This is a genomic window from Changchengzhania lutea, from assembly GCF_006974145.1.
Taxonomy (GTDB): domain Bacteria; phylum Bacteroidota; class Bacteroidia; order Flavobacteriales; family Flavobacteriaceae; genus Changchengzhania; species Changchengzhania lutea.
In genome coordinates this window covers 4,026,075-4,038,444 of the sequence record NZ_CP039456.1, presented here as the reverse complement: position 1 = coordinate 4,038,444, position 12,370 = coordinate 4,026,075, and the positions used below count along the sequence as shown (strand labels likewise).

Genomic DNA, 12,370 nt, shown 5'->3' with positions numbered 1-12,370 from the left:
GCAGTACTTTGCAGCTAGACATTTTTATTTAATTGAAAAATATTATAATTTCTGGACCATTCCGTTGATTCGCCAGGTTTAATAAATATATTAAAAAACAACTCCGGACTGATGACATGTGTCAATCCCCAAAGATTTACTTTATTCGTTTGAAAACTTCCGGTTTCTCTGATTCCAATATTATGTTCCAGATTTGTTAATTCCCATTCTGCTTTAACATGGTCACTACCTGAAAGGTCGCTAAAAAAGAATGGTTCTTTTGGCGTACTGTTAAATGTAACTTCATTAGGCCCGATAGCCACTTTTAGTTCAGGGTTAACGGTTTCCCCAAAGCGTTCAGGTTTTAATTGAAATGGAAATCTTAATACATAATTGTTCCCAATCAAATCATTATTTATCGCCGTAAAATTGTGAACGTATTCAGTGGTATTGATATTTTTTTCACCTGTGTTTTTTAAATAATAATTAATGGTAAAACCACAGGAATGCAATTCAATCTCTTTTCTCAATTCATAAGAATAACCATTTATAGCTTGTGATTTACAGCTAATTATAAGTTTATTCGATTCGGAAATAGTTTTAAATTCCGCTGGTATGATATCGTAATCTTTACTGAACAGATATTGGGTATCCTCTTTTTTTAACAAGCCTACACCAATTTTGTGAAACCAACCACCAATAGCCGTGTCATCAAAACCTAAAGCGGAATCTATCCCGAATTCATTATAAAATCCTTTTCCAAAATGATGCTCATTAATATTATCGGTGCTTTCAACACTTGATAAATGGGCATTTCTAAACTTCACTTCTGCGATTTTCCCAGTCCAGTCAAATCTTGAGAAATTATAATTTTCTAAAGGTGAATCAATATGAATTTGTAGATTTTCGTTTTTAAGGACATATGGCATATTAAGAAGATTGAATTTTTTACTTTTTGATAGCCTCTTCAAAACTTTTTAAACCACCTACAACTGGTAAAGTTAGAGATGTATTGTCCAAATCTACGGTCAATTCTGTTCCTGGTTCTGGATGTAAGGTGAATTTTTTATCGCTTGAAAAAATCATCAATCCAATTTGCTGACCTTTTTTAATGATCTGGTCATCCGGTTGCAAACCAAAAGAAACCGTGTAAAATTTTCCTGGTTTAAGTGGTTCGCTTTCGGTTAAAGATCTGTGGTTTTGTGGATCGGCCCAACCGCGTGTAATAATATTGTCTGTTATTTTTGCTCTTTGGCCGTCATTCCATGGTAAGGATACTAACCAAACCGAAAGATTTGCGGCAGGTTTGCTACTCGCTAATTTGATAGTCACTTTTGGAACTCCTGAGATATGCAAGTCTTCGGTTAAAGTTGGTGTGACAAATAGCAAACGATGTTTTGTGATTTCAGCACGTGCTAAGGCCTCGCCTGTAAACGAATAATTATCAACCAAGGTTTCTGCACCTTGCTTCTTACCGGCGCTATTGATATGTAAACCACCAACACCTGGTGCACCTGAACTTAAATATAAAGTGATATCTTGAGCATCTGGATTCGGGTAATCTTTGTATGCGGTGGGTTCATTCATTTTATCATCCTCACGCACTATCCAGGCTTTAGCATCGTTCTCTACGCCATTATCAATGCCATGCAAATAATGTGTAAACCAACGATTCATCATAGAGATTGGTGGGGGACCCCCATGACCAAATTGGTGGTAATATATTTGGGTAGCTAAACCCATGGCTTTCGCCTTTTTATAAATTCTATAGCTGTGTTCTGGCATCACATTCCAATCATTAAAACCGTGGGACATTAATAGGGCTGCTTTCATGGGTTGCATGTCATTGATATAATCTCGTCCTGCCCAAAAATCGTTATAATCACCAGTCATTCTATCCATACCATCTTTCATTTCGGTATCGCGAACGCGCTTATTATTATCCGCACGCTTGGATTCGTCACCACTATGAATATAGTCATACAGCACATCAATATCTTCACCTAAATATCCGCCTGGAGAACGTACCAGACCGTTGGATCTGTAATAATGGTAATAGGATGTGTTTGGTGCCACAGGGATAATAGCTTCTAAGCCATCCACACCTGTTGTTGCGGCTGCTAAAGGAATGGTGCCATTATAAGACGTCCCTGTCATGCCTACCTTGCCAGTACTCCAAAAAGCTTCAACGGTTTCATTTCCGTCAGGTTCGGTATAGCCTTTTGCTCTTCCATTTAACCAATCAATCACAGCTTTTGGTGCTAAGGATTCGTTGTCGCCTCCTACAGTTGGCGAGCCTTGGGAGAGGCCTGTTCCTGGTGATGAGGAATGTACCACAATATAGCCTCTTGGAACCCATGTTTTTATTTGTGAATTTGATATTATTGGCCGTTCTCCCAATCGGGTTACTTCTGGATGCACACGTTCATTGGTCGTAGCTCCTAATTCATGTTTTACATTCCAAAATACACCATCTACATCTGGCGCTACACCTGCATAGTAGGGACTAGATTCGTAGACGATAGGAAGTTTTAAGCCTTCTGTATCCGTTTGATAGGGTCTGGTAACGTCTACGTGCATCTGGTCTAATTTTCCATCACCATCGGTATCAAACGTAGTCTCTACCCACAAATCATGACGAATCCATTTATCTGGTGTGTTAAAAGCCTCTACTATTTGAGCTTCACCATCTTGAAAAACAGGAACCGCTTTTGTTTCAGCATTTTGAGTAAACGCAAAGGAAATACTTAGAAGTGTTATACAGGTAAAAATTAGTTTCATATTAGTTGTAATTGTAAGTATTTTTAACATAAGTGCTTGGTGTTGAATAGTCTATGAATTAGATACTATAATAATTTTAAGGTAAGTATTTTTTAGGAATCGGGTTATCTTTTGTCTCGTTGGCCCAATAAATATTGATGACCCACCAGCGTGTGCCATCGTGAAAAAGTTGAATACTATTGATGCCGCGCATAAACGGTTTTTCGTCAGCTTCACTTTTAAAAGATTCATAAGTGCTAAAAACATGGGCTATATTACCATATGCATTTACAGTACGAGATAATTCTTTTTCAAAAAAACCATTTTCAACAAGCCAATCGCCAGAACCTTTAATATAGTCCTCAGGTTTCATATAGCGAACTTGATAATCACCCTTAGTATTTTTGCCTGAGGGAATTAACTTCGCGCCAGGTTTAAACAGGAATTTAAAAAGCTCCCATTGCCGTGCTTCACCTTTTTCGCCAGAAATAACTTTATACAGGGTTTCTATAGTGCTATCTATGGTTTGAACATGGCCTAAATAATTGGATTTTTTGCCTGAAGGTTCCTGAGCATGACCAAACATCATACTTACGAATACACCTAGAAAAAGAACGATTTTTTTCATACGACCTTAGTTTTACAAGAGCTCACAAATTAATGATTTAACTAAATGGTAAACGTTAAGATTGTATTAATTATTTATAGATTTTTTTGATTCGGTCGAGATTACGCTTGTTGTCTCTATCTCTAATAGTGTCACGCTTATCGTAAAGCTTTTTACCTTTCGCTAGTGCTATATCAAGTTTGGCATAGCCTTTATCATTAATAAATAATCGTAAGGGAATAATGGTAAGTCCCGTGTTTTGAACTTCCTTATTCAGTTTTTTTAATTCTTTCTTGTTTAAAAGCAGTTTACGTTCCGCCTTAGGTTTGTGGTTGTAGTACGTGCCGTAAAGATATTCTTCAATGGTCATATTAATAACAAAAAGTTCCCCTTGCTCATTAAACTCGCAAAAGCTTTCAGCTATGGATGCTTTACTGGTTCTAATCGATTTTATTTCGGTACCTGTCAAAACAATTCCAGCAGTATATTTATCCAATATCTCGTATTGAAAACGTGCTTTTTTGTTTTGTATATTAATGTGTTTCTGCATGAGAAACAAAACTACATAATTTTACCGTGTTACATTTTAAAAAAATAAATTTTTAGTATAATACTGTATAAAAACAAACGGCGCACAAAATTAGAGTTGCTACATCATGCAGAACGTGGTGAGAAAGTGCTGAAGCAGTAAGAAAACAGTTAGTTTCTAAAGGTTTAAGTGAAGCAGCAATAGCACTTTACTAAGTTTCATTTTTACATGGTCTTCCCATAAAACATTTGTATTTTTGTAACTCTAAAATTTAAAAATCTGATATGAATTCATACGATGTAGCCATTATCGGCTCTGGCCCTGGAGGCTATGTAGCAGCAATTCGTTGCGCACAGTTAGGGATGAAAACTGCCATTATAGAAAAATATGCCACATTAGGAGGTACTTGCTTAAATGTAGGCTGTATCCCTAGTAAAGCCTTATTGGATTCTTCGCATCATTACGAAGATGCCGTAAAACATTTTGAAGAACACGGGATTGAAATTCCAGGGGAAATTAAAATTAATCTTGAAAAAATGATTGGTCGTAAGCAGGCGGTTGTAGATCAGACAACCGGCGGGATTGATTATTTAATGAAGAAAAACAAGATTGATGTTTACCAAGGTTTAGGGTCATTTAAAGATGCCACGCACATTACCATTACTGGTGATGAAACCACTGAAATTGAAGCAAAAAACACCGTTATAGCGACAGGCAGTAAACCGGCATCCTTGCCGTTTATTTCTATTGATAAGGAGCGTATTATCACTTCTACAGAGGCTTTAAAGCTTAAAGAAATACCTAAGCACATGATCGTCATAGGCGGTGGCGTGATTGGTCTGGAAATGGGTCAAGTCTATAAACGATTAGGATCTGAGGTCACTATTGTCGAGTATCTGGATCGCATTATACCTACCATGGATGCGGCTTTGTCTAAGGAATTAAACAAAGTTTTTAAGAAGGCAAAATTTAAAATAAACACCTCGCATAAAGTAAAATCAGTGGAGCGTGTTGGTGATGAGGTCATTGTGAAAGCAGATGATAAAAAAGGAAATGAAGTTGAGTTTAAAGGTGATTATTGTTTAGTTTCCGTTGGTCGTAAACCGTATACAGATGGTTTAAATGCTGAAGCAGCAGGCGTTAAGTTAACAGATAGAGGTCAGATAGAAGTGAATGATCATTTACAAACATCTGCTTCAAATATATATGCCATAGGTGATGTGGTCAAAGGTGCTATGTTGGCGCATAAAGCATCTGAAGAAGGCATGTTGGTTGCTGAGATTTTAGCGGGGCAAAAGCCACATATCGATTATAATTTAATTCCAGGTGTCGTTTACACATGGCCAGAAGTTGCCGCTGTTGGAAAAACAGAAGAGGAATTAAAAGAAGCTGGTATCGCTTATAAATTGGGACAATTCCCAATGCGTGCTTTAGGACGTAGTCGAGCAAGTATGGATTTGGATGGCTTTGTTAAAATATTAGCAGATGCCAAGACCGATGAGGTTTTAGGGGTGCATATGATAGGGGCACGTTGCGCCGATTTAATTGCGGAGGCCGTTGTTGCCATGGAGTATAAAGCTTCTGCAGAAGACATTGCCAGAATGTCCCATGCGCATCCAACGTTTGCCGAAGCCATTAAAGAAGCGGCATTAGCTGCTACGGAAGACCGGGCACTACACGTCTAATTGGTCATTAAGTCTAGCCCTAAATAACCGATACAGATTATTAAGGATTGAATTTATTAATAGGGTTACCCATTTAAGTCGCGTATATTTTAATTTCATCGATATTCATAGGTTTATGAATGACGCAGCGTTCAATAATTTTATCTAAAATTGATTTTTCTATGATTTCTCCTATTAAATCTAAAGAAATATTCATCAATATACTTTTGTAAATATTCTTTGTTACAATAAGAATGCACACCCCTAAGCCAGTTTTTAAAATCTCTGATTTGGATATGAAGCATTTTAAAGTTTTTTCCCTTGTTTGATAATGTTTGTTTTAGATTTGGGCACTCTTCTTTTAGAGGGTTATAACCACACCATCCATCTGCCAATACCTGGGCGTCATTTTTGATATGGGTGTCAAATATAGGTTTTAACGATGCAGCACTGTAACCTTGAATAACCTTATCATAACCTTTGCCTGATTTTCCTGCTCTATGTTCAAAAGCAATAACGTTCGAGCTTTTTTATCACTTTTGCTCCTATCTTGTTCACCTACTTGTGGCGTCCCTATTTCAAATTCGTCCACATGGACTTCATCCTCTAAAGGGTATTGTTCACTGCTTTTCATAGCTAATTGAACTTTTTGACGGAAAGACCAAGCTGTTTTCTGGTTTACCCCAAAATGCTCTGCCAACCAAATACTGTTTGCTCCTTTTTTACTGGTACTTATCTCATAGAGCATCTCAAATGCCTTGTCGATTCCAAACTTTAATCTAAAGAATTCCTTGCAGCTTGCTGCGGGGTTATTCATTTAACATAACAACCTAAATGCAACGAAGCCTAAATTATTGATAATCCTGTTTTTACAAACAAACTATTTGTTTTTAAATTAATTTAATTTAAATTTACCTTATTCTTCCTAAAAATTTATTAGCAATTAAGTTGATCTTAAAAATTAATGCTAATTAAATTATGAATCCAACCTATAATATTTTAATTATAGATGATCATCAAATCATAGTAGATGGTTATAAAAATGCTATAATGTACTATTTATCAAATAGGATTAATTACAAATTGATTATAGATTCTGCAAATGAATGTTCTACGGCTATTAAAAAAATTTCACAAACAGATCATAAAGAAAAGTATGATTTAATCCTTTTGGATATAAGCCTTCCATATTGTGATGAATATAAAATAAATTCAGGTGAGGAACTAGGTCTCTTAATTAAGGACCTGGTTCCTGATATTAAAATTATTGTAATAACTTCCCATATGGACAATTTTAGAATAAATAATATTCTTAGAAATCTAAACCCCGATGGTTTTTTATTAAAAAAAGATATTTCTGCAAAAGAATTAGCTTTCTCAATAGAATTGGTAATTTCTGGTACTCCCTCATATAGTAAATCAGTCGCCACCTTAATTAGAAAAAAAATATCTCACAAACTTTTTTTAGATGATTTAGATATAAAAATTTTAATAGAAATTACTAATGGTACCAAAACAAAAGACTTTGTTAAATATATTCCTCTATCTAAAGCTGGTATAGAAAAACGAAAACGATTGTTAAAAGAAGCATTTAAAATCAGCACTGGTAGTGATAGAGAGCTAGTACTATCTGCTCGTATGAAAGGGTTTATTTGATTTGAAAATCATTCATTTAACAATATTATAAAAATATTTTTACTGCTTATAATCATTAAGCTTACTTTTTGTAAGTTATTTTCTTCTTCCTTTCAGAAATAAACAATTAGTTTTATATCATTCAACAATGAAATACTAAAAAGCAATAAAACCTAATTGCTTCATTATCGCCTCTAATTTATACCATATTTAAAACGTGCTTAAAATAAATTGCCGAATTAAAAACGCGCTAATTATTTAAATAGTTATGAAGCATGAAATGATCCTACAATTTATATAATGTATAAGCAAATACATTATGAAAAGACAAAAAAAGGAATACGACGTTGTCATAGTCTAAGATCAGGCATAGGAATGCTATTTTGGCAAAAAACGTTCACTCAGACTAGAAAAACTGTGTTCTTTCTGGAAGCAGGATTTGCAGGTAGTATTGATCTGGATAAAACTAGCGCTAATTGAATTAGAATGGGCTATCTCGACATCTCTAATATAGAACCACCAATAACTTAAGCGCTCCAATCAACAGTAAAAAAACTAGCAATAAAAATTAATTTCTAACCATTAAAATACTAAATATTATGAAAAATTATTCAAAAGAAAAAACAACAGAAAACTTGAAAATTGAGGATACTGCTGCTCAAGCGCAATCGGTAACGGTCACAGCCGTTTCAGGCAACAGTATATCTGTGACTTTTCAAGGCATTGATGGCAATCAGCCAAATGCTTTTGGTGATTATCTTGCCATTTGGCAAAACGGAAATTCGATTCCATGGACCACAAAACCCTTACAAACGCAAAAAATTCAAAACACTACCCCAACTGGTTCCGCAAACTTTGACAATCTCGATGTGACTATTAATAGTTATATTGTAGGGTATGCTGTTGGACCAGTATTAACCGGTCCTGGAATGCAACCTCAAGGAAACGTATGTGCTTCATCCTACATTCCTGCAACAGGTCCAAACGCAGCGGGTAGTAATCCAGACAAATTCGTCCCGTCATTGTCAATGAATAATGTCGGATCCAATTCTGTTAGTGTAACCTACAAACTCCCTTCGGGCGTAGCTACACTATCTAATGGTGCATGGATAGGTATTTGGAATTCTGAGCAAGCACCCTACAAAACTCCACCGCCAATGGCTTTTAATAAGATTCAAACTAATCAAAGCAATAGTACTGCTGGAATAAACGGTCTTAACTTACAACGTGGACAAACGTACACAATTGGATTATTTATGAGTGGATATGATGACAGTAAGCCTGATCAAACAGCCATGGCTTGTACAGTTACTTTTAGCGTATAAAATATCGCTCATTTCAAGGTGTCTGACTATTGTGTTTGTACAGAACTGACAGATTGGTAAATAAATTAGATTTATTAATTAGAGATTCGTTGAGTTTTACATTGATTAAATCAAATACTGTTCAATTATAATTTCCATGACTTACCTTAATACGGTTAGTCTCCTTTGAAATTTTGTATTAAGAATAGGGACTGTTCAAATTTATGAGCAGTCCAACTTTCACCATTAACCTCTTTTTTAAATGAATTTTAATCAAAAGTTCACTGACCGCCTATTCGTTGCGGCAACACAAACTTCCGACATAGGTTTTATTGCTTTTATAATTCCTGCTGCCAGACATAGGCCGGTCAATGATGTGATCACCTTGAAAGAAGCTTTGAGTAGTCAGGAATATTTCGGGTCCTTTGTATTTGGAGCTATTGGTCCAGATATTTCAACAGCATCACAAGCAATTGATTTTATCGAAAAAATAGATCCTTTACTGTCCAATAATACCAGAAAATTCATTTGGATTACTCACCCGAATAATATTTCTGAAAGTACCATAACTTCCGCTGAAGTCAATGCACGTGCCAAGGAATTTCAAACCGCCCTTACCATAAATTTAACCAACTCTTTGACTTTGACAATTCAAAGCGGAATGGAAATAAAATTGGATGATGATGCCTCTGCTTTACTATTGGAGGGAGGAACTAATAATTTTCAAATTCAATTTGGGGGAACCAATACACCGACCATGCAAAGAGTGGTAAAGGGAAAGATCGCTTTTTCAGGAGCACTTCGTGGCTGTGTTCAATTCACAGGATTTATTCAAAGGACTTCTTTGATAGAAGATTTGAATATGGGGTTTCAAATTATTATTCCCAATGGTAAAACAGGAGAACCACCACTTTCAGAATGGCTACCCTTTGCAAATCCCTCCAATGGACCCGCCGATTTTTTGGGTTTCAATATTTCAATCGATCCTTCCGATCTTTATAATGCTGCCCTTGATCCCTGCTCCGGTAATTCCTGCAGCATGTCAACCGCATATTCCTCCAGAAGATCATTTTTTGATTTTACAGGGAAAGATTTCAATGATAATGTTTGTCAACTGCAAAGCAACTACAGCTCTGTCTTCGGTGCGCCAGTTACATTAATACCTGGTACTTCCGCAAATGTGACATATAATGCCAGACTAGTACTAAGCCTTGGAGAAATAATGAACAATAACACAGGGCAACATTTTCAATTATCCCCTGAGGGGGATTTTATGATAAGCTTTGGGGATAATCCTCTAACCGAAAATAATTATTTGGCTTGTGGGCTTTCCGGAACTGAGTTTTTTACAATTACGCCTCATATACAAAATAAAAAAGGAGATTTATTAAGATTTATTTCCCGTCAACCAGCTTATATTAAGAAATTCCCTTACCCGACTTCTTCTCCGGTTGGACCTCCTACAGACCCCACAGCATCACCATTCGATAAAACTTATTTAACCTCCTGGGCTACTCTCATTAATAATTCCGGAAACAATATTTCCTTTGTATCCCAGCCGAAAGGTTCGGCACTTTTTGGCAGTAAAAAAAAGAACCCCTCTTTTATTAAAAAAGGTAGAAAAAAAACGAATGCATCTAAAACGGCGACTCTTGATTTTCCAGATCTTTTTGATCATAGTATTCCGTCATTTCAATTTCAGGCAAACAATGAACTTTTTTTTCCAATGCTTCCCTATTCAGGTTTTGATGAAAAGCAAAATTCCCTGGATGCCACAGTTACCCAACAAATTGAAAATACGGTTCTCAGTCCTCAACGAAGATTAATTGTCAGTAAATTATCAAAAACCAATGCACATCTTTTTGAAGAAGGTTCCCTGGTTGGGAAGACTGTTTTGGCTACTACACCTTCGGGGTTAATAGCCAAGACCACTCAAGATGATGGAAATACCGCGGTACGCTGGGATGAAATTCAATTGGGTTGGAATGTGGATAAAGGTACAAAATATACCATGGCCTTTGAAAATCCAACCGATCCTTTAATCAATGCCTTACAATCTAGCGATGTATTTCTGATAGCTGCAAATAATACAAATATTGGTGCTTTGGGAGGTGCTGCAAATGGACCTGGTTTTCAAAATACTATGAGCCTCAGCAGTTGGGGAATGCAAGCCAACATAGGTACCGATCAAAAATATGGAGACTATCGTAACATCATGATTTTCAAAGGTAGAAAAGGAAAATTATTCGATCCAAAATCATCAAAAAATAGTTTGGTGGCGAGTCCAAAAAAATGGACCCAATCTTCAGAATTTGCGATTCCTCAAATAACCGATCATGCAAATGTTGTGGCTACCGGAGATGATCAACAATTAATCATTCTCTCCCAATGGTTACAAACCTATTTTGAAGATGCTCAAAAACAAGAGGGAAATCCATATTTTAAAAAATTCAATGATATAGCCACCTCCGAAACCTGGACCGGAATCCTATTTTTAAAAATAGACATTAAAAGTCTTCCAGAAAACCTCAAAGGTATCACTGCAGGAATCACCAATCAAGCCGCTTTTAATGCACATCATTTGGGGATAGAAATAAGTCCTGTAAAAAAAGGAGTTAATGGACCTGTGGTTGAAAAACCTTCTTCCATATTTGGCTTGATCTATTATATGGATCCCGATTTCGCAGATATTAAGCCTACAAAGTCAATCGCGCCCACTAATGCGGATACCTATGATTTCAGGTTACTTTCATTAAAAGTATTATTCGAAAATACTTCGGTAAAAAGTTTTGAAAGTTATGCGCAGCTTACCTTAAATCGTCTATTTGGAAGCCTGGTTTCAAAGATGGGAGATCCTGAAAATATTTATAAAAACGTATTACTTGCTGGAAGTCTGCAAATTAATAATGGTAAGGCAGTTTATGCCTTAAGTAGCCAGAATGATGATGCTTTTTATCTCAATAACAATATAATTAATAAAATAGAAATCACTAATGTACTGCTATCCACCCGATCTGGTAAGGATGCCACTACAATAGTTTCCTGGTTCGGAATAAGCGGGTTTATAGATTTCTTTTCTTTAACCAATACTACTAAGGCGGTGGCTCTGGATACAGATCTGATGGAATTGACGGATGATACAAATTTTGACATTTTCTCTTTTGGAAATATACTTGGTGAAGATAAATTGAAGAAAGGATTAAACTTTGCCAATTTAGGAATTCAAATGTCCTTCCCGGGAAAGAACCCTACAGACAGTAAACTTGAATTTAAGACAAACGAAATCACCTTTGATGTTTCCATAAGTACTCCTAGAAAAAATAGCCTTTATCTAAATATGGTGTTGGATCTAAAATCCTTGGAAGTTGGTACCAAGGATAAGGGGTCTAAGGAGGCTGGATTTCTGGATGTCATTCCCGACCTAAGGCTTGGTGGTGTTTCAGACGGTGACTGGTATGGTTTAAAATTCAAATTGAACATGGGCACGCCTGGAGAATTAGCGGGCAAGGTGAGTTTGGATTCTTATTTCCTAATGTCCTGGTCTCCTGATAGCAATCAAGCAGGAAATTACAAAGCTGGTATTGGTATCGCTCTTCCTGGAACAGGCGGAGGTGCTAAAATAATCAGCTTGCAAAATGTGATGAAGTTATCGATCGGACAAATCCGATTGAGTTATATCGCTGAGCAAGATTCTTTCTTACTGCTGTTTACCACCATTGCCTTAAAGTTTTTAGGCTTGCTAAAAATTCCACCCAATGGCAATACCACTTTCTATCTATTTGGAAACCCCAAAGCAGGAGGCAAGGCTTCTGGATTGGGATGGTATGCCGTCTACTCCAAAGAGCCTCAATCTAAAGGTAATGAATTAATTAAAGAACAATCTAACTATTAA

The 12,370-nt window shown here is 36.2% G+C and carries 10 protein-coding genes; 4 read left to right on the top strand and 6 right to left on the bottom strand.

All coding sequences use genetic code 11. The features are described 5' to 3' along the window. Window positions 1-14: 14 nt before the first annotated feature. The 4 genes from FAF07_RS17940 to smpB all read right to left on the bottom strand — a co-directional run bounded on the left by FAF07_RS17940 (window position 15) and on the right by smpB (window position 3,896). Complete coding sequence (locus FAF07_RS17940; protein ID WP_142786409.1) at window positions 15-908, bottom strand: hypothetical protein; 894 nt, start codon at window positions 906-908, stop codon at window positions 15-17. Window positions 909-927: 19 nt separating this feature from the next. Continuing rightward, entirely contained in the window at window positions 928-2,760 is a 1,833-nt protein-coding gene (locus FAF07_RS17935; RefSeq protein ID WP_142786408.1) for a Xaa-Pro dipeptidyl-peptidase, read from the bottom strand. 76 nt (window positions 2,761-2,836) lie between these two features. After that, a complete protein-coding gene (locus tag FAF07_RS17930) occupies window positions 2,837-3,367 on the bottom strand; it encodes a hypothetical protein (RefSeq protein ID WP_142786407.1) in 531 nt (176 codons plus the stop codon). A gap of 70 nt (window positions 3,368-3,437) precedes the next feature. Continuing rightward, the gene (smpB, locus tag FAF07_RS17925) at window positions 3,438-3,896 is read right to left on the bottom strand and encodes an SsrA-binding protein SmpB (RefSeq protein WP_142786406.1); all 459 of its coding nucleotides are present in this window, start codon (window positions 3,894-3,896) and stop codon (window positions 3,438-3,440) included. A 263-nt stretch (window positions 3,897-4,159) separates the two neighbouring features. On the opposite strand from smpB, the gene lpdA reads away from it, so the two are divergent. After that, window positions 4,160-5,560 carry a dihydrolipoyl dehydrogenase gene (gene lpdA, locus FAF07_RS17920; RefSeq protein ID WP_142786405.1) on the top strand — a complete coding sequence of 467 codons (1,401 nt, stop codon included), beginning with the start codon at window positions 4,160-4,162 and terminating at the stop codon, window positions 5,558-5,560. Between the two features lie 140 nt (window positions 5,561-5,700). Here the strand turns inward: lpdA and FAF07_RS19135 are convergent, their stop codons facing one another. Together FAF07_RS19135 and FAF07_RS17910 are read right to left on the bottom strand one after the other, a co-directional pair. Then, window positions 5,701-6,003 (bottom strand): transposase, encoded by a 303-nt coding sequence (locus tag FAF07_RS19135; protein ID WP_394344979.1) that lies wholly within the window; start codon window positions 6,001-6,003, stop codon window positions 5,701-5,703. Beyond that, window positions 5,976-6,356: a hypothetical protein gene (locus FAF07_RS17910; RefSeq protein ID WP_142786404.1), complete on the bottom strand. Its 381-nt coding sequence runs from the start codon at window positions 6,354-6,356 to the stop codon at window positions 5,976-5,978. Before FAF07_RS17910 ends, FAF07_RS19135 begins: the two co-directional genes overlap by 28 nt. 161 nt (window positions 6,357-6,517) lie before the next feature. Between FAF07_RS17910 and FAF07_RS17905 the strand changes: the two genes are divergently transcribed. From FAF07_RS17905 to FAF07_RS17895, 3 genes are all read left to right on the top strand, one after another. Further along, window positions 6,518-7,195 (top strand): response regulator, encoded by a 678-nt coding sequence (locus FAF07_RS17905; RefSeq protein WP_142786403.1) that lies wholly within the window; start codon window positions 6,518-6,520, stop codon window positions 7,193-7,195. Window positions 7,196-7,773: 578 nt separating this feature from the next. Further along, the gene (locus FAF07_RS17900) at window positions 7,774-8,499 is read left to right on the top strand and encodes a hypothetical protein (RefSeq protein WP_142786402.1); all 726 of its coding nucleotides are present in this window, start codon (window positions 7,774-7,776) and stop codon (window positions 8,497-8,499) included. Window positions 8,500-8,740: 241 nt separating this feature from the next. Then, the gene (locus FAF07_RS17895; RefSeq protein ID WP_142786401.1) at window positions 8,741-12,370 is read left to right on the top strand and encodes a hypothetical protein; all 3,630 of its coding nucleotides are present in this window, start codon (window positions 8,741-8,743) and stop codon (window positions 12,368-12,370) included.

Coding starts and splice junctions, on each gene's coding strand:
- FAF07_RS17940 (WP_142786409.1), bottom strand. CDS start 908: ATGCCATATGTCCTTAAAAACGAAAATCTACAAATTCATATTGATTCA.
- FAF07_RS17935 (WP_142786408.1), bottom strand. CDS start 2,760: ATGAAACTAATTTTTACCTGTATAACACTTCTAAGTATTTCCTTTGCG.
- FAF07_RS17930 (WP_142786407.1), bottom strand. CDS start 3,367: ATGAAAAAAATCGTTCTTTTTCTAGGTGTATTCGTAAGTATGATGTTT.
- smpB (WP_142786406.1), bottom strand. CDS start 3,896: ATGCAGAAACACATTAATATACAAAACAAAAAAGCACGTTTTCAATAC.
- lpdA (WP_142786405.1), top strand. CDS start 4,160: ATGAATTCATACGATGTAGCCATTATCGGCTCTGGCCCTGGAGGCTAT.
- FAF07_RS17910 (WP_142786404.1), bottom strand. CDS start 6,356: ATGAATAACCCCGCAGCAAGCTGCAAGGAATTCTTTAGATTAAAGTTT.
- FAF07_RS17905 (WP_142786403.1), top strand. CDS start 6,518: ATGAATCCAACCTATAATATTTTAATTATAGATGATCATCAAATCATA.
- FAF07_RS17900 (WP_142786402.1), top strand. CDS start 7,774: ATGAAAAATTATTCAAAAGAAAAAACAACAGAAAACTTGAAAATTGAG.
- FAF07_RS17895 (WP_142786401.1), top strand. CDS start 8,741: ATGAATTTTAATCAAAAGTTCACTGACCGCCTATTCGTTGCGGCAACA.